The organism is Metabacillus kandeliae, from assembly GCF_021166585.1.
GTDB lineage: Bacteria > Bacillota > Bacilli > Bacillales > Bacillaceae > Metabacillus_B > Metabacillus_B kandeliae.
Map to the genome: position 1 here is coordinate 12,301 of NZ_JAJOZE010000003.1, position 21,543 is coordinate 33,843.

The 21,543-nt window shown below is 44.6% G+C and carries 18 protein-coding genes and 1 pseudogene; 5 read left to right on the forward strand and 14 right to left on the reverse strand.

Annotation, left to right across the window (positions count from 1 at the left end):
- Nucleotides 1-46: 46 nt before the first annotated feature.
- The 5 genes from LRR81_RS09415 to LRR81_RS09435 form a co-directional block, all read right to left on the reverse strand.
- Nucleotides 47-1,363, reverse strand: coding sequence for a DEAD/DEAH box helicase (locus LRR81_RS09415; protein WP_231789109.1), 1,317 nt, complete (start codon nt 1,361-1,363; stop codon nt 47-49).
- Between the two features lie 50 nt (nt 1,364-1,413).
- Nucleotides 1,414-1,602: a hypothetical protein gene (locus LRR81_RS09420; RefSeq protein WP_231789110.1), complete on the reverse strand. Its 189-nt coding sequence runs from the start codon at nt 1,600-1,602 to the stop codon at nt 1,414-1,416.
- 108 nt (nt 1,603-1,710) lie between these two features.
- Entirely contained in the window at nt 1,711-2,556 is an 846-nt protein-coding gene (locus tag LRR81_RS09425) for a DegV family protein (protein WP_231789111.1), read from the reverse strand.
- 584 nt (nt 2,557-3,140) lie between these two features.
- Nucleotides 3,141-3,824, reverse strand: a complete 684-nt coding sequence (locus LRR81_RS09430) for a response regulator (RefSeq protein ID WP_231789112.1) — start codon at nt 3,822-3,824, stop codon at nt 3,141-3,143.
- A 140-nt stretch (nt 3,825-3,964) separates the two neighbouring features.
- Nucleotides 3,965-5,119 (reverse strand): sensor histidine kinase, encoded by a 1,155-nt coding sequence (locus LRR81_RS09435; RefSeq protein ID WP_231789113.1) that lies wholly within the window; start codon nt 5,117-5,119, stop codon nt 3,965-3,967.
- A gap of 246 nt (nt 5,120-5,365) precedes the next feature.
- Here LRR81_RS09435 and LRR81_RS09440 point away from each other — a divergent pair, with 246 nt between their 5' ends.
- From LRR81_RS09440 to LRR81_RS09460, 5 genes are all read left to right on the forward strand, one after another.
- Nucleotides 5,366-6,007, forward strand: a complete 642-nt coding sequence (locus LRR81_RS09440) for a YigZ family protein (protein ID WP_231789114.1) — start codon at nt 5,366-5,368, stop codon at nt 6,005-6,007.
- 41 nt (nt 6,008-6,048) lie between these two features.
- On the forward strand, nt 6,049-7,101 hold the full coding sequence (locus LRR81_RS09445) for an LCP family protein (RefSeq protein ID WP_231789115.1): 1,053 nt from the start codon (nt 6,049-6,051) through the stop codon (nt 7,099-7,101).
- A 636-nt stretch (nt 7,102-7,737) separates the two neighbouring features.
- A complete protein-coding gene (locus LRR81_RS09450; RefSeq protein ID WP_231789116.1) occupies nt 7,738-10,530 on the forward strand; it encodes an SH3 domain-containing protein in 2,793 nt (930 codons plus the stop codon).
- Between the two features lie 4 nt (nt 10,531-10,534).
- The gene (locus LRR81_RS09455) at nt 10,535-11,182 is read left to right on the forward strand and encodes an SH3 domain-containing protein (protein ID WP_231789117.1); all 648 of its coding nucleotides are present in this window, start codon (nt 10,535-10,537) and stop codon (nt 11,180-11,182) included.
- Between the two features lie 3 nt (nt 11,183-11,185).
- A complete protein-coding gene (locus LRR81_RS09460) occupies nt 11,186-12,724 on the forward strand; it encodes a SpoIID/LytB domain-containing protein (RefSeq protein WP_231789118.1) in 1,539 nt (512 codons plus the stop codon).
- A 360-nt stretch (nt 12,725-13,084) separates the two neighbouring features.
- Here LRR81_RS09460 and LRR81_RS09465 read toward each other — a convergent pair whose 3' ends face one another.
- From LRR81_RS09465 to LRR81_RS09500, 9 genes and pseudogenes are all read right to left on the reverse strand, one after another.
- Nucleotides 13,085-13,546 carry a hypothetical protein gene (locus LRR81_RS09465; protein WP_231789119.1) on the reverse strand — a complete coding sequence of 154 codons (462 nt, stop codon included), beginning with the start codon at nt 13,544-13,546 and terminating at the stop codon, nt 13,085-13,087.
- Between the two features lie 132 nt (nt 13,547-13,678).
- Nucleotides 13,679-15,058 (reverse strand): oligosaccharide repeat unit polymerase, encoded by a 1,380-nt coding sequence (locus LRR81_RS09470; protein WP_231789120.1) that lies wholly within the window; start codon nt 15,056-15,058, stop codon nt 13,679-13,681.
- A gap of 63 nt (nt 15,059-15,121) precedes the next feature.
- Nucleotides 15,122-16,174, reverse strand: a complete 1,053-nt coding sequence (gene wecB / locus LRR81_RS09475; RefSeq protein ID WP_231789121.1) for a non-hydrolyzing UDP-N-acetylglucosamine 2-epimerase — start codon at nt 16,172-16,174, stop codon at nt 15,122-15,124.
- Nucleotides 16,171-17,610 (reverse strand): oligosaccharide flippase family protein, encoded by a 1,440-nt coding sequence (locus tag LRR81_RS09480; protein WP_231789122.1) that lies wholly within the window; start codon nt 17,608-17,610, stop codon nt 16,171-16,173. The genes wecB and LRR81_RS09480 overlap by 4 nt, the downstream gene beginning before the upstream one ends.
- Before the next feature lies 1 nt (nt 17,611).
- Nucleotides 17,612-18,118 carry an acyltransferase gene (locus tag LRR81_RS09485; RefSeq protein ID WP_408631598.1) on the reverse strand — a complete coding sequence of 169 codons (507 nt, stop codon included), beginning with the start codon at nt 18,116-18,118 and terminating at the stop codon, nt 17,612-17,614.
- A 51-nt stretch (nt 18,119-18,169) separates the two neighbouring features.
- Nucleotides 18,170-18,343: pseudogene (locus LRR81_RS21425) on the reverse strand (N-acetyltransferase); the annotation flags it as partial.
- A gap of 15 nt (nt 18,344-18,358) precedes the next feature.
- Complete coding sequence (locus tag LRR81_RS09490) at nt 18,359-19,672, reverse strand: nucleotide sugar dehydrogenase (RefSeq protein ID WP_231789124.1); 1,314 nt, start codon at nt 19,670-19,672, stop codon at nt 18,359-18,361.
- A complete protein-coding gene (locus LRR81_RS09495) occupies nt 19,659-20,699 on the reverse strand; it encodes a Gfo/Idh/MocA family protein (RefSeq protein WP_231789125.1) in 1,041 nt (346 codons plus the stop codon). The genes LRR81_RS09490 and LRR81_RS09495 overlap by 14 nt, the downstream gene beginning before the upstream one ends.
- Nucleotides 20,692-21,441, reverse strand: a complete 750-nt coding sequence (locus LRR81_RS09500) for a GumC domain-containing protein (protein ID WP_231789126.1) — start codon at nt 21,439-21,441, stop codon at nt 20,692-20,694. The genes LRR81_RS09495 and LRR81_RS09500 overlap by 8 nt, the downstream gene beginning before the upstream one ends.
- Between the last annotated feature and the right edge of the window lie 102 nt (nt 21,442-21,543).

A 21,543-nucleotide genomic window follows, 5' to 3' on the forward strand; every position in this document is an offset into this window, starting at 1 on the left:
CTGACGCCTCCTTTTAGTGGAAACTATTACCCTTACTATAAAAAACTTACCTTTTTTCCGCAAGATTGTTCATGCGCTGAATGTGGTGTCTTCCCTTGACCATGGCTTCTGTTTTTCCGAAATGGAAAAATAATATCACCCCATTAGGAAAATCCGCATGCCGCCCTACCCTTCCGCAGATCTGTACAAGGGCACTTTCGGTGAAAACATCATCCTCCGCGCCAAGCACGCAAGCATCGGAATTGGGAATGGTTACGCCTCTTTCCAAAATGGTCGTTGTAACGATTACGGGAGTTTCTTTTTTCCGAAACTTCATGACTTTTTCTTTCCGATCAGGATCTTCTGCAAAAACGCCTTCAATCCGGGTGTCGAGCTCTTTTAACAAAGCCGTAGCAGTTTTAAGAGTTTCAATATCAGGCACAAATAGAAAGGCCTGCTTCTCTTCTGCAAGGTGCTTTTTAATCCATTCTTCCAGCAGTGCAGGGAGCTTTCCTTTCTCAAGCTTCCTTTTCCAATTTCCGATCCATTTAAAAGAAGGAACAGGAAGCGGATGGCCATGGTATCTTTGCGGAATTTGAACAGCGTCAAGCTGCCCTTTCTTTACTAGCTGCTGCATGTGAGAAGAAGGTGTGGCTGTTAAGTAGATCAGGCTGCTCTCTGGCTTCCGTGCGGTACTGACTGCATACTGCAGGGCCTTATCCATTGAGTAAGGGAAAGCATCCACTTCATCCACAATCATCACGTCAAAGGCCTTGTAGAAGCGCAGCAGCTGATGAGTAGTGGCGATTGTCAGCATGGCATTTTCAAAACGGTCCTCGGTGCCGCCGTACAGAGCAGCGATGCTTGTCTCAGGAAAAGCTTTATGCAGTCTAGGCTTTAATTCCAGCACAACATCTGAGCGTGGTGAAGCAAGGCACACCTTTTTTCCTGCTTCCAAGGCAGTTTGGATGCCTTTAAAAAGAATTTCGGTTTTCCCTGCGCCGCAAACGGCCCAGACAAGGAGTTCGTTTCCATTTGCAACAGCTTCCACCATTTTCTGAGATGCTGCTTCCTGCATAGGAGAGAGTGTTCCTTTCCAATCCAGCAGGCATGGCTGTTTATCTGTTTTATTAGGAGAGCCTGTCCAGCGATAAAGCGGTGTACACTCGCTCACTCTGCCCATCATAAGGCAGTTTCTGCAATAGCGGCAGTCTTTATGGCAGCTGGCACAGTAAAATACAGCGTAAAATCGCTGCTCCTTCACGTGGCATCTTGCACATCTCCATTTGCCGGAGATCTTTTGCACACCAGGAACAGATGTGATCAGTTGTTGAGATTGGAATGCGAGGATTTCTTCTTTTAGAAATGGGGTTTCCTGCTGCAATAGCTGTCTGCTGCAGAAGAGGAGTTCAGGGGTTAACGGAGGAGAGGTATTCAGTAGGCATCTTCCTTTTGGTTCATAATTTTGCGGTAGCGCTTTTCAACGCTTAGCTTTGTGCGCTCCAATTTGGCGGCAATTTCCCTGTATCTCATGCCTTCTTCACGAAGCGAGATCAGTTTTCGGTCCTCAAGCGTAGACCAATGCTTGTAAGTTCTTTGCGAGCTTTCGTTCATGTCCTTCAATTTCTTCACCTTCCTGCAGAGATATTTTGACCGATTTATGGAAATCTGTCCATACTTGTCCAAAAATCAGTATAAAAGCCCTGTATTTAATCCAGGGCTTTTAATCCATTAATCCTTTTTACACCATCCTAGACCGATCGCTCCCTCACCAAGATGAGTGCCAATGACAGGTCCAAAATAACTCAAATAAAATTCCACATGCGGATATTCAGCAGAAAGCTCGCTCATTAACTCCTTCGCTTCCTCTTCACGATTTGCGTGAATGACCGCTGCTCTCAATGGCAAGCCAATTCTGGCATCTTCATCAAACAGCTCAAAAATCCGGCTGAGCGCTTTTTTGCGGGTCCGGATTTTTTCAAACGGAACGATCTTTTTATCAACAAAATGCAGCAGCGGCTTCACCTGCAGAAGACTTCCGATAAAAGCCTGCGCACCATTCAGGCGGCCGCCGCGCTGCAGGTGGGTAAGATCATCCACCATAAAGTAAGCTCTAACGGTTTGTTTCGTCTCATCAAGCTTCTGGATGATTTCATTGGGCTCGGCGCCTTGCGCGGCAAGCTCTGCCGCCTGAATGGCAAAGAAGCCCTGTACCATGCAGCTAATTTCAGAATCATAGGAGTAGACCTTAAGCCCGTCCACCATCTTGCCTGCTGCAATGGCACCGTTGTAGGTCCCGCTGATCCCGCTGGACAGGTGGATGCTGATGACTGCGTCATACGTTTTGGCCATCTCTTCAAACGTTTCCTGAAACAAGCCGACAGATGGCTGAGATGTGGTCGGCAGCTCCTTCTTATGCCGAACCTCTGTATAAAAATCATCCGCTGTTAAATTGACCTCTTCCTGATAGGTTTCTCCGCCGAGAACCACACTGAGAGGGATCATATGTATATGGTATTTTCCCCGCAGTTCTTTCGGGATATAGGCCGTACTATCAGTTAAAATCGCCGTTTTCATAATAGCTTGAAACCTTCCTTACACGAATTTTAAGCAATACCTATAGTGTATAGAATATTCGGGGAAAATTCATTAGTTTCTTTTTGAAAAAAGGGGTAATCAAACGTTTGTTTAAGAGTGGGGATTAGAGCCTGTAACGCGGGGTGGCTCTTTGTAACCGGCCCTTCGGGAAATTAAGCCCCTATTTTGAGAATATAACAGCCGGTTTCGGGAAATTCCACTCTCTATTCGGGAATATAAAGCTGCGGTTCGGGAATATGCTGCTGTACTGGGTGCCAAAATTGATTTTCTACTCTCCAAAAGTTAATTTTGCGGCTCCAATTACCCTGTGCAGTTTTAAGTATTGCTCCCTAACCCGGTCCGCTCTTTGTAACCGGCCCTTCGGGAAATTAAGCCCCTATTTTGAGAATATAACAGCCGGTTTCGGGAAATTCCACTCTCTATTCGGGAATATAAAGCTGCGGTTCGGGAATATCCTTCTTCACCAAGTGCCAAAATCCATTTTCCACTTCGAAAAAGTTAATTTTGCACCTCATCAATAAAAAAAGCCCATCCCACTAAAGGGACAGGCTCTCTCTTCCAAATTATCTAACTTCCACCCAGCCGTTCTTAATCGCTACAACAACAGCTTGAGTACGGTCGTTTACGTTCATTTTTTGCAGGATATTGCTCACGTGATTTTTAACGGTTTTTTCACTGATGAACAGTGCTTCGCCGATGCCGCGGTTGCTTTTTCCGTCAGCGAGCATTTGCAGAACTTCGCACTCGCGTCTGGTCAGGATATGTAATGGACGGCGAACTTCCGGCTGAATGTGCTGTGAGCCGCCTCCTCCGCCAGTTGTCGCCAAGCGGCGGAACTCGTTTACAAGGTTATGTGTGACTTTCGGATGCAGGTATGATCCTCCGTCTGCGACTACCTTGACTGCTTCGATCAGCGTATCCGCATCCATTTCCTTCAGCAAATAGCCGCGTGCACCTGTTTTCAGTGCATGGGTTACATAGTTTTCGTCGTCGTGAATGGAAAGAATGATGACCTTCGTTTCTGGGTTGGCATCAACTAACTGCTTTGTTGCTTCCACACCGTTAACGTTTGGCATATTGATGTCCATAATGACGACGTCAGGTCTGTGCTCGTCGACAATGCGCACTGCTTCATCCCCGTCGTCACCTTCAGCGACTACTTCAAAGGATGGTTCAAAATCCAAAATACGTTTAACGCCTTCTCTGAATAATTGATGATCATCAATAATGGCTATTCTTGTCTTCATGCTATACACGCCTCCCCACTCTCATTCTAGTCCCATTCTCCTCTACTCCGTCAATATGCCTTTTGTCGTTAGTTTGCCGCAATAAAGCAGAAGAGTATACAAGAAAAATGCAAGACTTTCCGCTTACATTTTTTTATTTATTAAACGGCAGGCACTTGGATCATGATAAAAGTACCGAGGCCGATTTTAGAATCAATTGTCATTTTACCGTCAAGCAGCTCAACCCGTTCCTTCATTCCGAGCAGGCCGAACGATTTGTTTTTCTTTGTTTTAATTTCTTTCATTTCAAAGCCTTTGCCGTTATCTCTTACAGCGAGATTGACATTTTCACTTGATACTTCAACCTTTACGGTGATTTCAGAGGCTTCAGAATGCTTCAGAGCATTTGTCACGGCTTCCTGCGCAAGGCGGAAAAGCGCTACTTCAAATCTTGGCGGAAGGCGCCGTTCCTCTCCTTCCCCTAAGCTTTGAAAATCAATTTTCGTCTTGCCGTTATATTCTTCGATCGTTGCCATGTATTTTCGCAAGGTGGGAATCAGTCCAAGATCATCCAAAGCCATAGGTCTTAAGTCATAGATAATTCTCCTCACTTCATATAAAGCGTCACGCACATTTTGCCGAAGGCTGCGGATTTCTTTGAACCCTTCTTCCTGCCCGCGGTCGCGGAACGTTCGTTCAATAAGATCTGAGCGCATCATCACGTTTGCCAGCATTTGAGCAGGACCATCATGAATTTCCCTTGAGACCCGCTTCCGCTCTTCTTCCTGAGCCTCAATAATGCGAAGGCCGAAATCCTGCTTCTGCTGTGCATCCTCAAGCAGCATGCCAACCTGCTTCAAATCCTGATTTAAATAATTCAGCACAACGCTGATCTGGGAGACAAGCGATTCTGAGCGCTCTATGATTTCCTGAAGTCCAAGCAATCGGCGCTCAAGCTCGTCGCGCCGGTCGCGAAGCTGCTTTTCCCTGTGCTGCATGGTTGTCAGTTCCACCTGCAGCGTATGAGCCTTTTCGTACGCTTCCCTAATTTCATCCTCGCTAAACCGGTTGAAATTCCGGCTGACTTCTGAGAGCCGTTTGCGGGCGTGGCGGGACTGAACCTCGAGCTTGTCCCCTTCTTCAATAACCGTATTTACCTGCATTTTAATCTGCTTCAGCTCTTCGACCAATGATTCATATTGAGCTCTTGACTGCTCTCCGATGGTGAAAATTTCATCTTTGCTTCCATCAACGGTATGTATCATTTTTTCCAGTATTTGATCAAGCAGTTCACAATCGAGTTTTCTGGAAGTCACGTATTTCCCTCCAATGCCAAAAATGGTCGCCCTGTCTAATCTTGGATGAATCTTTGTATATTATGTAAAATTCAGATAAAGATTGATGTTTCATCTTCCTGCGCTTTATAATAGAGTAATGTAATTTCAATTGCTTTCTAATATATATGCTATTCATCTATACATGCTATTCACAGCCTGACAATTCAGTAGAGATTGTCGGTTTTCTTTATGAAATAAGGGTCTTGCTACAGGAGGTGTTCGAGCATGCTTCCTCATTATTATACAGTAAAAGGCACGGGAGAGCATGAACTAATCATTCAGAAATCCCGATTTATTTGCCATATAAGCCGTGCTGTAACAGAAGAAGAAGCCCAGGCTTTTATACAGCGTATTAAAAAGCAGCATATGAATGCAAACCATAACTGTTCTGCCTATCTGATCGGCGAAAACGATTCGATCCAAAAAGCCAGTGATGACGGCGAGCCGAGCGGCACAGCCGGTGTTCCTATGCTGGAAGTGTTAAAAAAACGCAATCTGAAGGATACGGCGGCAGTTGTCACCCGCTATTTCGGGGGCATTAAGCTTGGGGCAGGCGGCCTGATTCGCGCATACGGCAAATCTGTATCAGAAGGCCTTAATGCAATAGGCATTGTTGAAAGAAAATTAATGCAGGTTATGCACACGACGATAGAATATACCCTTCTGGGGAAAGCTGAAAACGAATTGCGTTCTTCTATATATGAAATAAAAGAGATCCATTATCTTGACCAGGTTGAAATTGAAACATATGTTGCGGAAGATGCCACGCAGGAATTCTGCGACTGGATGACAGAGCTTACCAACGGAAAATGCTCGATTAAAGAAGGGCTTGTCACTTATTTGGAAAGTGACGCGGAAACAGAATAAAGGAAGTGTTGGGACCAAGCACGTTAGGAGAAGATGGAAAAATGACTGAATATAGAAGAGTTGTTAGGAAGCGAAAAAAGAAGAAAAAAAGCCGCTGGAAAAAGATTCTGCTTATTCTGCTGCTGATTGTACTGGCGTTTGGCGGCTATCTTGCCTATGTCACATACAACGCCTACCAGCAGGCAGATAAATCCTATCATCAGTTAAGCAGGGGCGAGAAGTCCGAAAAACGGGAAAAAGCCGTTCAGCTTTCGAAAGACCCCGTCTCCATTCTTTTAATGGGGGTAGAAAATTACTCAACAAACGGTGAAGGCGGACGAAGCGATACATTGATTGTCATTACGCTGAATCCGAAAGATAAATCAATGAAAATGCTCAGCATTCCGCGCGATACGCTCGTTCACATTCCTGGCAGAGAGAACAAAACAAAGATCAACGCAGCTTATTCAATCGGCGGCAAAGACCTGACTGTGCAAACGGTTGAAGATTTCCTTGATATCCCGATTGATTATTATGCAGAGGTTTCCTTTAAAGGATTCAAAGACATTGTGGATGAACTGGGCGGCGTTGATGTGAATGTTCCATTCGCTTTCTGGGAGCACAATGATACAAATGGAGAGCGGATCAACTTTAAAAAAGGAATGCACCACCTTAACGGCGAAGAAGCACTTGCTTACTCCCGGATGAGAAAAAGAGATCCGAGAGGCGATTTCGGACGTAATGAACGCCAAAAGCAGATCATTACGGCTGTGATCAAAAAAGCAACAGCGCCGCAAAACTTCCTGCAAATCGATGACATTGCAGGCAAAGTAGGCCAAAACGTTGACACAAACCTTAGAATTCCAGAAGTACTCGGCTTCCAGCAAAACTACTCCGGGTTCTCAACTGACAAAATCGATAAATTAAAGCTTAAAGGAACAGATTTATACACACCGACTTACTATTATAAGCCTGATCCGGATAGTGTAGAAGAACTGCAGAAAACCCTGCAGGATCATCTGGAAAATAAAACAGTTTCCATCAGGGATCAGGAAAACCAGGAAGGCACAGATACTTCCGGCGAGGATTCCTCCGGCTCCGGTGCCGGCCAATAAAAAATTGCCCTCCAGGCGCGGAGGGCAATTTTTTATTCTGATACAGGCGTAAGTTTTACTTTTGCCTCTATTTGAATGATGTCTCCTTCATCAGCGAAATACATATAAGATTCTTCTCCGCAGGAACTAAGGATGGTGTTGACTTAAAGCCCTTCATAGTCATTTATCTGTGATTTTTCGCAGAACACTCATCTGAGTCTTTTATCCTATTAATCGACTAATATTATAATTGCATTTTCATTACAAATAAAGGTATTTATTTAAAAGTTATGTAAAAATATCATAAATTGTGCAGACATCGTATGACACCTTTGTTAAAATATAGACAAAAATACCTCTGATTCTACACCGCAGAGGATTTTTTTTTGTAAAAAGCTTTTTCGTAAGTCTCTTTCCTTACTTTTGCCGCTCTAATAAGATAAAGCGTTTTTATCAGATAAATAGATTAATAGAACGCATTCGTTCGAAAAGAGGCTCTTGAGCCTGAAGCAAAGAAATGTGATGCCTTCGTCATAAGCTCTGATCATCACTTTGCAGACAAGCCGAAAAAAGCTATGCTAACAAATTTGGGAGGGAATACAAATTAAGTTTCAATGGGTCATCGCCACAGGTTTAGTCGTCTCTAGTTTATTGCCCATGCAGTCTCAAGGAGTTCACGCAGCAGAAAAGGTGCCGTTCATCGGAAAAACGCAAGCGTCAGCTGCGATCCACAGAGGTGCAACAGAAGCATACAAAACAGTCAAAACAATTTCCGCAGCAAACACAGTCCTCGTAATCGATCAATTTACGAATCAGCAAAATGAAAAATGGTACAAAGTCGTCTATCAGGGTGTTACAGGCTGGGTACACAGCGAAAGCATCAAAGAGCAAAATGACACAGCAGCTTACATGTTTACTGAAGATCAAAACGCTGAAGTGCTCTCAGGTGCCGAAAAAGGTACTTATGCCGTAAAAGAAAAGCTTGATGAAAATGCATTGGTTAAGGTTCTTGGCACCTTTATCAATCAAAAGCAAAATGAGATCTGGTACAACGTACAAACACCACATTCAAAAGGCTGGATTCCCTTTAAAGAACTCCAATTAAAGCCAGATACATACTCAGGGTATGTTGCAAAGTCAGGCCTTGAATTAAGAAGAGGTGCTGACGTCTCTTATACGTCTGTTCATCAATTACTCACAAATGAAAAAGTAACAGTGGTAGATTTTTTTGCAGGCAAAGAGCCGTGGTACCGTTTGAAGCTTGAAAACGGCACAATGGGCTGGACGGAAGCTGAGAAGCTATCAATCGAGCAATCTGTGAAGCCAGCTGATCTTTCCAAGAAAGTGTACGCAAAAGCAGCACCTACCATCATCCACAGCGGCGCTGAAACAAGTTATAAAACGGTTTACAGTGCACCTGCGAATTCTGAATTTACTGCCATTGCCGAATTTATTAACAAGGATTCTGAAAAATGGTTCCGTGTAGAATATCTTCCAGGAAAATTTGGATGGGTCAAACAGGCGGATACGAAAACTCAACCTGCTCTCTCCAGTGTTTATTATGTGCAGACAGCTGATGCCAATGTCCGCAGAGGAGCAGAAACTTCTTACTCCATTGTTGCCTCCCTTACTAAAGGAAGTGCGGTAAAAGTTATTGACCAATTCACAAACAATGCAGGCGAGCTTTGGTACCGTCTGGAGCTTGAGAACGGTACAGCTGGATGGACAAAAGCCGAACAGCTGACAACCGAGCAAGTAAAGCCAGCCGACCTTTCCAAAACGGTGTACGCTAAAATTTCGCCAACCGTTATCCACAGCGGTGCTGAAACAAGGTACAAGGTTGTTTACCAGGCACCTGTGAACTTTGAATTGCCAGCGATTGCCGAGTTCACAAACGCTGCTTCTGAAAAATGGTTCCGCGTAGAATACCTTCCAGGAAAATTGGGATGGGTGAAACAGGCGGATACGAGCACTGAACCTGCTCTATCCAGCATTTACTATGTTCAGGTACAGGCAGCAAATGTCCGTAAAGGGGCAGATACTTCTTACTCGAAGGTGACCACTCTCAATTATGGCAATGCCGTAAAAGTTGTGGATCAATTCACGAACAAATCTGGCGAACTTTGGTACCGCATCAAGCTGAATGCCACCACATTCGGCTGGATCTCAGCTTCCCTGCTGAGTGAAAAAGCCATCACATTAAATGAAGGCAGATACATCGGCACCTACCAGGCTGAGCTTCGTTCAGGTGCAGACTACTCCAATTCATTTGTGGAAAAACTTCGTTTCGGCAGCAAAATCACAGTAATGGGCGAAACAATCAACGATGCAGGAGAAACATGGCTTAATATACAATCTGAAAATGGCAAAAACGGCTGGATTCCGAGCTGGGAAGCTTATAAATCCCTATCTGACCGCCAATATGCTTATACAAAATCAAGCACTTCTATTTACCGGTCTGCTTCAGCTTCCTCGAAAGCTGCTGCTAGCGTAAAATCCGGTGAGACTTTGACTGTTTTAAGACCGCTGAATGGCTGGCTGAATGTTGAAACGGCTAAAGGAGTCAGAGGCTGGATTCAGGCCGATAAAACGGCTGCATTTATCCCGGTTTCCCTAGCTAGTCCGGTTGTAGCAGCTACTTCTAAAACAGATACAGAGCTGCGCTGGACCAAAACCAAATCATTTGATCTGTCCTACAAGCTGTTAAGCGACCGTTCGCTTCAGTTCAATACAAAAGGGATCAATGTGGATCTTCCTTCACAGCAAATTAAGGGCATCAAGAATATTTCTCAATCCGGCAGCACGCTCACTGTTACACCGCAGCCAGGATATATGTTCACTGTCCGAAATAAATCTGACAAGCTCGTCATCTCTGTTCTTCCAACAGGCGTCTACGGAAAAACTATTGTCCTTGATGCCGGACACGGCGGCAAAGACAGCGGCGCAGTTGGCCCTTCACGCCTTTATGAGAAAACAGTCAATCTTGGTGTCATCCTTTACCTTGGCGATTTGCTTGAGAAAAACGGAGCGAAGGTCATTTATACACGGGATGATGATACGTTCCTTGAGCTGTACGAGCGCACAGACATTTCAAATGCGTCAGATGCAGACATGTTTGTCAGCGTGCACCAAAATTCAAGCACAAGCAAATCAGCACGCGGATCAGAAGTATACTTCAACACAGCTTATAACTTTAACGGCGAAAAAAGCCGAGTGCTTTCTGATACGATTGAAAACGCCCTTACAAAACAAGTCGGTACGTACGAGCGCGGCACTAATACTGCGAACTTCTACGTTCTTAAGCATAATGAATTGCCGAGCGTACTTGTTGAGCTTGCATTTGTTTCAAACCCGACAGAGGAAGCAAAGCTTCGCACAGAAGCCTTCCGCAAAAGCGCAGCACAGGGGATTTTCAACGGCATTGCAAATTATTTCACAGGGGGATATTAATTAGATGAAAAAGACGACGATTGCTCTTGTATTTGGAGCAGGCTTGCTTGTAGGAGGAGCTGCTGCTCCTCTCGCAAGCACTTCTGCTGCCTCTAATGTTGTTTTGGCCAGTGTAGATTGGGTAAACAGCCAGCTGAACCCGCAAAAAGACCGGATTACAAAGCTCGAATCAGATGTGGCATCACTGCGCCAGGCTCTTGAGGACACAAGCACCAGCATCCCAACTCTGCCAAGCCAGGTTTATGTAAAATCTCTTTCTGCCGATATTCATTCTGGCGCTCTTTATAGCTACCGTGTTGTTTCAAGCGGCGCACTCTCCCAATCTCTTAAAGTAACTCAGCAAGTAACAGCTGCAGACGGGAAGTTTTACCGCGTTGAATATGCACCGAACCAATTCGGCTGGATTGCAGCAGCTGATGTCAGCTATTCAGCAGTTGCCGCACCATCTTCCGTTATTGTGAAAACAAGCGCTTCTGTATACAGCGGAGCTAACACAAAAGACTACAAAACAGTCGGTACTGTGACAAAAGGCCAGCAAGTAAAATACCTCGGCACATTTAAAAACAGCAAAACAAATGAAGTATGGTTTAATGTACAGCTATCCAATGGCAAAGCCGGCTGGCTTCAGAGTCAAAACGGCGAGGTGAAATAAACGATGGCATCCCGCAAGTGGATCGGCAGCGCCTGCCTCGCAGCTGGCCTGCTTCTCGGCTTTCAATCCAATGCATTAGCTTATGATAAGCCTGCTTATGACAATCAAGTAAGAGTCAGTCTCGGCAGTGCTTCAAGTCTTCCTTTCAAGCTCGAATCTCTGTTTGAGCTTGAAAACCTAAGCTCTGGTGAAAAAACATTGCTTGTTCCCGGAGTCTACCTGACTGCTGCGGCATCAGGAACTGTCACAACCATCACAGCTGGAAATGACAGCTACCAATCAAGCGCAGGCTTCCGCATTTCGGAAGTCCAAAATGCTTCACCAAAATACGCCAAGTTCACTTCAGCAACAGGGGTCTACAAAGGGGCTTCAACAACAGGCTATGAAAAGATCAGTACGATGAAAAAAGCAGAGGCTGCAGAGTACCTTTCTTCTTTTACAGACAGTTCAGGTACTGTATGGTATAACATTCAGCTTGCCGGCGGTTCAAAAGGCTGGGTATCATCAGCCTCTACCCTGCTCGCTGATGCGCCTTCCTCTTTGTCTCTCTTTTCTTACAAACAGAGCGGAAAAAGCAAAACAAGTTCATTTAAAGGCACAGCTGAAATAAAAAGCAGCGGCGGCAAAGCGACCCTCTATAACCTATTGGGCATGGAGGATTACGTCAAAGGGGTTATCCCGAATGAAATGGCCACCGGCTGGCCGACAGAAGCTTTAAAAGCACAGGCCATCGTGGCAAGAAGCTATGCTGAAGCAAGCAAAAGCGTATCCAGCACTCCTTCAAGCCAGGTTTACAACGGCTATACAAGTGAAGCAAAAGATACAAATGCAGCAGTAGATGCTACAAAAGGCCAGGTTGTTCAATACAACGGCAAAACGATTCAAGCTTTCTTCTTCTCCACAAGCGGAGGAAGAACCGCCAATATCGGCGAGGTTTGGAACAGCACACAGGTGCCTTACCTTGTCAGTGTATCTGATCCATATGAAGAATCAAGACTCGCCAGCTGGACAGAAGAATTCCGCTCAAGCGCCCTGATCAAAAGCTTTGGACTTCCTGCAGGCACAGCTCTTTACAGCATCAAAGCGAATGCAAAAGGCGCAAACGGCGAAGTCGGCAGCGTAACTCTTATCACCTCTGCCGGCACCGTAACAAAAGCAGGAAACGAAAGTGTGATCAGGCACTTGTTCCCGACTACTTCCAACAGCTACGGCTACCTGATGTCCAACTGGTTTACCCTGACAGCACAGCCTTCCATCACAGTTCAAGGTGCAGGAAGCACGCAAAATCAGTACTCCATTAAAGGAGCATCTGTTATGACTGCAAGCGGTGAAACGACCGTCTCAGACGCGAGCGTCCAGGTTCAAACAACATCCGGCACAGTAAGCCAGGAAAGCGATCCAGCTTCCATCACCGTTGACGGCAAAGGCTGGGGCCACCGCATTGGTATGAGCCAATACGGAGCAAAAGGGTACGCGAACCATGGGTATACTGCTGAACAAATTATTGCTCACTACTACCCGGGAACGACGATTCGAAAGTAATATATGAAAGCCAGCCTAATAAACGGCTGGCTTTTCATGTTTTTGAACCATTTTATTAAAAAATGGGCTTGTAACCGGCTTTTTCATAACCTTTTAAGCGAAATTGATGATTTAAACTGCAATGAGATTGGAAATAACGTGGTTTATATGCGAGTTTGAGACTTTTATATGCGGGTTTTTGAATTTTATTTGCAGGTTTTCGAAATTTATATGCGGGTTTTGAATTTTTTTATGCAGGTTGTATGCTTTACATGCGGGTAGAGAATTTAACGAGCAAGTTCGACACATATCATGCGGGTTCTCCCGTTTATATGCAGCTTCTCTCCAAACAAAAAAAGACTGCCAAACCAGCAGCCCTCCCTACTCTTTCACAATGTCCTTCTTTTCGGACTCGTCTCCATTGACTACATAATACGTGCCATCTATGTTCTGCAAGATCCAGAAATACGGCGTGCTTACCTTTGATTCCTCGTACACAACATTCCAGTTGTCCTTATATTGATCCTTCAGCGCTTTGGCTGCATCTTCCTTCAGCTTGCCCTGCGGGATTTCGGTGAAGTTAAGCTTGCTGACACCGCCTGCTGCATCCGCTTTGTCTGCGAACATCATCATACTGACTTTTAATTCGTCTGCTGCGATATTTGAGTGGCTGAACAGCTGGTTGAAGGCTTTTTGATCATGTTTCTGAGCAGCCGTATAGACCTGCTTCATTGCCTCTGCGGCTTTACCTTTCGCATCTGCCTCTGTACTGCTGCAGCCTGCTAAGCATGCAGCGAATAGGCTTAATACAACCAGGAAAGCCCATAAAGACTTTTTCATCATCGGTTTTTCCATCCTTTATGCAAAATATGGGTCTGCTGCTTTCATTATAAGGCAAAAGAACCACATGAAATGTTAATTTTATGTAGATTTTTCGCACAGAAAAACGCACCGGCTTTGAGCCAGTGCGTCTTTTTAAGAATTACCGAGACGTCCCTCTTTTGCATGAACCCTTGCCTTTTGCACCACTTTGTAGAGCTGCAGCAGGATATAAGGACCGACGAGAATAACCAGCACAGCAATCCATTGCGGATTCCATAAGAAGTCCGCGAAGCCGCCGATGATGACCCTTGGTATATTGACTGTGAAAAATACGAACAGGGAAAGAAACAATGGTGTTTTAGGAAGTCTGACAAAAATCATATAAACGACTTGAATGTAAATTCCTACATACATTGTTCCAATCAAGAGGCCTGCATAGCCAAAGTTCGCATAGGCTTCTGCAGCATAAAGGGTATTCAGCACGCCTGCTGTTCCTGCCTCTACTTTTGCCGGGAAGAAGGCTTCCATCGCAAGCTTGGCCGATCGCACCTGATCCATATCATACAAACCGATAATAGAGGATGGCAGGCTTCTTCCGCCTAAAAGATCGACCCTGTTTGTAAACAAGTCAAGATGGAGATAGAACGGCGCTATCTGTGACAGCAGCATCCTTCCAACAGGACCCTTATTATAAGAAAGGAACTGTGATGGATCTGTTACACCCATGATGAAAATGTACATGACCACCAGGAGGACAACTGCACCGCCTAAAAGCACTCCAAGCCTTAACCAGGTTAACCGTATTATTCTTAAGTAAATTAGCAGCAGGATCACCATGATCATGTAAAAGAAAATAGGCGCTTTTGCCAGGTCATATACTTGCATAAATAGAGCGCCGCAAGTTGTGATGGCAAACAGGAAAAACCATTTATACTCTTTTTTCTGATAAAAATGAACGAATGTGATCATGGACAGCAGCGGTGCCAAGGCAATACCGAAAATATTTCGGATAATTGTACTGCCGCCAAAATCCTTTGATGCAGTGATCCTCAGTTCGCTCAAGTTATCTGCCCCTTTGAGCATCTCAAGAAGAGGAACACTTTTAACTTTCAATATGGTATACCCGATAGCTGCAACCGCCAGAAAGGTGAAAAACACATAAAGATAGAAAAGCAGCTTTGAGCTTTCTTCTTTATAAACCGGCGCCTCGAGATACGCTTTAAATTCATGCTCTGCCTGAAACCCGAACAGCTTGCCCACAAGCAGCATGGACAGCGGCATAAACAGCATAATAAAGCAAAGAAAGAAAAAGCCCATGTAGCGGTAAACATCATCTGACAGCAGCTTGATCATGTAATGGTCGTCGATGTTCATGGCAACGAGCAAGGATCCAATGAAGCTGGATATCAAAAGGGAGTAGTAAAACGTTAAGGATATTAAGTTAGGGGTCAGCAAGGACATGGAGCCGGATGCCTTCTTAAACAAGTAAAACGATACGGCAAGAACCAATATCCAAATAAAAAAATATACCATCGTTCCCGCTAATCTCCTTTGTTTGTTCAATTTAAAAGCGGACCAGGCTTAGTCCGCTTTCGTTTATTGGCTGATGCGCTCAGCGATATAGCGTGCACTTTGTCCGTCGCCAAAGGCATTTTCATAATTGGAAGTGTATTCGCTGTTTACAGCAGCAAGAATCTTGTCTGTATCAGATCCTACAAGCACATTTCCTTTATAAGAAACAGTCTCAACCCACTCTGTTTCTTCACGAAGCGTGACGCAAGGAATCTTCAGGAAGTAGGCTTCCTTCTGCACGCCGCCAGAGTCAGTCAGGATTTTCTCTGCTTCACTTTCTAGACGGAGCATATCAAGGTAGCCGACAGGCTCAATCACTTTCAGGTTCGGCACATCATTCAAATCAATGCCGTAGCCTTCCAGCTTATGCTTCGTTCTTGGATGAATCGGCCACACAAGTGTTTTATCGATCTGCTTGAAGGCTTCGATAATGTTCTTCATCTTCTCAGGATAGTCGGTATTTTCCGCTCTGTGAAGGGTAATCAGGTGATATCCTTTACTTTCCAGTCCATGATTCTCAAGAATGCGGGAATCAGCAGCAAGCTTCTGGTTGTAAAGCACCGCATCATACATCACATCGCCGACGTTAAAGACGTTGTGTGTAAGGTTCTCATTTTGCAGGTTGTTAATCGCTGTATCTGTTGGGCAGAACAGCATGTCAGATACGTGGTCTGTCATGATCCGGTTTACTTCCTCCGGCATTTTTTTATTAAAGCTGCGCAGTCCTGCTTCAATATGAATAACAGGAATGTGGAGCTTTGCTGCTGCAAGAGCACCAGCCAATGTGGAGTTTGTATCACCGTAAACGAGTACATAATTCGGCTCTTCCTTCAGCAGAACTTCCTCGATATGAATCAGCATCTCGCCGGTTTGCTTGCCGTGAGAGCCTGAACCCACATTTAAATGATAGTCTGGCTTTGGAATGTTCAGTTCTTCAAAGAAGATGTCTGACATGTTTTTATCGTAATGCTGTCCAGTATGGACGATAATTTCTTCTGCCTTTTTGCGAAGCTCTCTTGATACAGGAGCCGCTTTGATAAATTGAGGTCTTGCCCCAATGATCGTTATAACTTTCAAGCTGCTTCCTCCGTTCTGCTTTTTGTTTTCAGCGAAAGCAGGATCCCTCCGCTGGATGCCAAGAAGAACAGCCACGGAATAATGATATACCACGCGCTTAAGCTGGAATACTCAAGAATATATTGCACTGCTGCAACAGACAGCAGGCTTGTGACAAACATCAGCAACAGACGTTTGACAGGTGTCGGTACATGATAAACCTTCTGGCTTGCGATGAAGATTGCCACGCAGGCATAGCCGTAGGAAATGGCGCTTGCTGCCGCTGCTCCCCATAAACCAAAAGAAGGAATCAGCACCACATTTAGTATGATGCTCAAAACGGCTGCTATACCGAAATGAGTTGATATAGGCTTTGTTTTCTTTTTAATGAACAAGCCAACTGAAATGATCAGATAATAAAAGTTTAAGAAAGACGCAAGGCTGAGAAGCGGTACATAGACATTTGCTCGGGGGCTCTCCTTAACAAACCATTTAAAGATCGTAGGCATGACAGTTGCCACACCCATTAAGCCAAGCATGCCTATGCCAAATATCAACACATAAATCTTGCTGAAAACCTTAACGGAATCAGGCTTATCCTTAATAGACATAGAATATGGACGCCATGCCATTTGAACACTTGATGTGAGCAAAGTAATAACAGTCGCAAAACGGAATGCTGCTTCGTATACCCCGTTTTCGTCATATCCTAAATACCCAACAATAAAGGATCTGTTTGCTGAGGCAATAAGCCAGAATGCAAGTGATGCAGGAACTAGCGGGGCTGCATATCTCAGCACATCCCTCATCAATTCCCTATCAAATTTAAAAACCGTGAACTTCTTAATCTGAGGCAGCAAAAACACGATAATAGCTGCGGCTGCCACTATTCTTCCGTACACGATCATGTCGGGTGTTTTACTAAACCAAATTAGGAAGAGATAAGAAAGGAGCGCCACAAGGCCGAGTCTTACTACGGTCATCACAACGACCCGTTTAGTTAAAAAAGAAAAACGATAATAGGTCAAAACAAGGGTGATTAAAGATTCAAGTAAGATCACCACAAGAGAAATCTGAAACAGCCAAACGACAGTATGCGTTTCAATGCCGCTGATTGTTTTTAAATTTGCTGCAAGAGGCCCTAAAAGTAAAGATATGACAATAAGAGCAAGTGCTACAGAAAAACGGAACAGCTGAACATTCTTAAAAAAGGCTTCCTTTTTCTTCTCATTTCTCGTGTCATAAAAGAAAAAGGCCAAAGCTGAATCAGTTCCGAAAATGACCAGAAATGTCAGCACGTTTGTATAAGAGTCCACAAGTCCAAGGGCACCGTACTGTTTTGGTCCAAGAAGCTCGATATAAACAGGAACCATAATAAAAGCAATCAGCTTTGTGCCGACATTCATCAGTGCGTAAAGGAGGGAGTCTCCTCCAAAACGCTTGAGGTGCTTTAACAAGTTACAGCAGCTCCCTCTTGTCTACCTGTTTAAGAAACTTTGCTGGAAGGCCTTTGACGACAGTTTCCGGCTCGGTATCCTTAGTAACAAGCGCACCGGCAGCAACAAAGGTTTCTTCAGCAATGGTTATGCCAGGAAGAATGATGGAAGCTCCGCCGACACGGGCTCCTTTTTTCACTGTGGCGCCTTTGATTTTGTCAAAGCGCTCTTCTGTCCGGCCCATGAAGTTGTCATTTGTTGTTGTCACACAAGGTGCAATGAACACAAAGTCTTCAAGCTCAGTGTAAGCTGTGATATAAGAGTTGGATTGAATTTTCACACGGTTGCCGATTTTCACATGGTTTTCAACAGTCACGCCGCGGCCGACAATGCACTCATTGCCGATCTCGACATTTTCACGGACACTTGCAAGGTCTGCCACAAGAGTGGAATGGCCGATTTTAGCTCCAGCGTAAAGAACGGCGTTGCTTCCAACTGTTACTTGATCGCCAAGCTCCAGTGCAGGCATAGCGGCAGTCAGCTTGACTGTGCTTGTTTTCCCTGGTGTCGGCTGCTTGCCGATAATCGCGCCATCCGCAATGCGGACACCGGCGCCGATTACTGTGCCGGCATAGATTGTGACATGGTTTCCAATAGTAACATCAGAGCCAATTTTAACGCCTTCTTCGATGACGTTAAAATGGCCGATCTTTACGGTTTCATCCAGCTTTACAGAAGAATCTATAACATTCATAGCAGTACGCTCCTATTATAGTTTTGTGTATCTCGCAGGCTTGTTTGCAACATTTTTCATTGCATTGCGTGTATCGAAAAGGGATTTTGAATGCTGTGCAATCATTTCGTAGTCAAAATCACTGTGGTCTGTTGTCAGAAGAACAAGATCTGCATCTTCCAGAAGGCCTTCTGTCAATGGAACCGTTTCGATTTTTTCGCCAAGGCATTTGAAAGAAGAAACATAAGGATCAACAACCTTCACGTCTGCGCCTTCTTCATAAAGCTGTGCAAGAATATTCAATACTGGAGATTCGCGCACATCATCGATATCTTTTTTGTAGGCTACACCAAGAACCACAATGCCGGCTCCGCGAAGCGCTTTTCCGTCTTTGTTCAGGATGCGCATGCTGCGTTCCACAACATGTTCTGGCATTGCATTGTTAATTTCACCAGCAAGCTCGATCAAGCGAGTATGGTAGTTGTATTCTCTTGCTTTCCAAGTCAAGTAGAACGGGTCGATTGGAATACAGTGTCCGCCAAGTCCTGGACCTGGATAGAATGCCATAAAGCCGTATGGCTTTGTTTTCGCTGCATCAATCACTTCCCATACATCAATGCCCATGCGCTCGCAAAGAATCGCCATTTCGTTTGCAAGGGCGATGTTGATGTGGCGGAATGTGTTTTCGAAGATTTTTTCCATTTCAGCTACAGCCGGGCTGGATACTTCAAATACTTCGCCTTCCAGTACGCTGCGGTAAAGCGCTGAAGCGACCTTAGTGCAGTTTTCTGTTACGCCGCCTACAACCTTTGGCGTATTTTTTGTTTTAAATTGCTTGTTGCCTGGATCTACGCGTTCTGGAGAGTAAGCAACAAAAATGTCTTCTCCAATCACAAAATCCTTGTTTTGGAATGCCGGAACAACGATTTCTTCTGTTGTGCCAGGATATGTTGTTGATTCAAGCACAACGAGCATGCCGGAATGCGCATATTTCGCAATTTCATTTGAAGACATTTCTACATAAGAAGTGTCAGGCTGCTGATGGTGGTCAAGCGGTGTTGGCACACAGATCGCAACAGCGTCAACTTCTTGAATTTTAGAATAATCAGTAGTAGCTTCTAAAAGACCGTTATCAATGATTTCCTTGAGGTCTTCATTTACAACATCACCGATGTAGTTGTTTCCTTCGTTAACCATATCCACACGTGACTGCTGCACGTCAAAGCCGATTACTTTAAAGCCTGCTTTTGCTTTTTCAACAGCAAGCGGAAGTCCTACATAGCCGAGGCCTACGACACCGATTGTTGCGTTTTTTGTTTCTATTTTAGTAAGCAGTTCATTGAATCCCATGAACGTTCATCTCCTTGTTTAAGGTCACCTTTTTGCCGGTTTCAGCTGATTCAAGCAATGCGTTGATCAGTCTGACCGGTGCGAGTCCGTCTTCACCTGTTACAACCGGGTCGCGGTCCTCTTTTACTGCCAATGCCATATCTTCAATAATCCACTGGTGGCCTGGCTTTCCGAATGGATCTGCTTCAATCATTTGTTTCAATTCATTTTTCTCATCTTCTGATACGCCTTCGATATCCCAAGTCTCGATAAAGTTGGCATTACGGCCGCTGATTTTCACGCTGGCCGTTTCACCGAAAATAGAAAGAGATTCTTCCAGGTTTTTCGGATAAATCGTTGTGGCCGCTTCGATGATGCCAAGCGCGCCTGATTCAAACTCCACAACGCCTGCTGCCAGATCTTCCGTTTCAATCTTGCGGAATCTCGTAGTAGCCATTGCCTGAACGCTTTTCACAGGTCCCATGAACCAAAGCAGAAGATCCAAATTATGAATCGCCTGATTCATCAGAACCCCGCCATCAAACTTCTTCGTGCCGCGCCATGGCGCCTGGTCATAATACTCCTGACCGCGATTCCATCTTACGGTTACGTTTGCATGGCTCAGCTTGCCGAAGCTGCCGGAATCCATTTCCTTGCGGAGCAATTGAATAACCGGACGGAAGCGGTTCGGATGCACCACCGCAAGCTTAATGCCGTTTTCTTTCGCAGACTGAATGATTTTCTCGCTGTCTTCTGTTGTTAAGCTCATCGGTTTTTCCATGACCATATGCTTTTTGTAGCGCGCCACAATATCAGCAAGCGGTGCATGGAGGCCAGATGGGGTACAGATGTTCACAACATCCAGGTCTTCCTGGTTTTTCAGCATTTCTTCAAGATCTGTATAGGTGTTGACCTTGCCTTCATATTCTTTCAGTCTCTCCGGATTGGTATCACAGACAGCTACAAGATTGGCATGAGGGGCATCTTCAATCGCTTTTATATGTTTTTGGGCGATAAAGCCCATTCCTACTACAGCAAAATTAGTCATGTCTTCTCTCCTCTCTCGCTCTCGCATCACCGATGTACTTGGACAGCATCAGTCCGAGCAGTGTCAGGAACAGAGCAAAGACGAATCCGATGATTGTATTGGCTTTTGCGTGGTTGGATTGTTTTGTGATTTCTTTGGACATTAGCCTTGGTTTATCTTTCTTAAAGAAAAATAAATCAGTTTCCATCCCTTTAACAGTATCTTGCAGATTTGTAACTGTATCATTGTTTATAGATACACCTTCTGCTAGTTTGGACGCATTTTCTTCCTGCCAAGATAAACCTTTATTTGCCTGCAAATCATTTTGGATTTGAAAAGTTTTCTCTATAGTTGCTAACCGTTTTTCATAGATATCTTTGTATTTCTGAGTTGATTCAAGTCGGCTGTTGTAGTTATCCATCAATGCCTTCTCATACGCATTAGTGCCCTTTGTAAGGACATCCTGTACTGTTTTTCTGTCTTTTCCTTCAACCGTAAATTTCACCTTTTTGCTTTCGGTTGGTTCTACTTTCATTCCGTATTTGTCGCCATATTCAGCTTGGATCAGTTCCGGATCATCCAGGTAGTTGACTTTAGGAGAAGCAGCATAGTAAGTTGCCGTCCCTTCATACCCCTTAGCCAGCAGCTGTGATGCAGCAAATGCCAAAATCGCCACGATAACCGGGATGCCGATGATCAGCCATTTCTTTTTCCAGAAGTAAAGGATGTATTCGTAAAAATAATCGCGTTTTTCAGTATTCATTCCTAGGCTCCTTGGTTTTAAAAATAATAAACAAGCCCCTTTTCTAAAAAGGCGACTTATTTTAATATCCGTTTTTCCTCTTTTGTAAACCTTTTAAAAGAG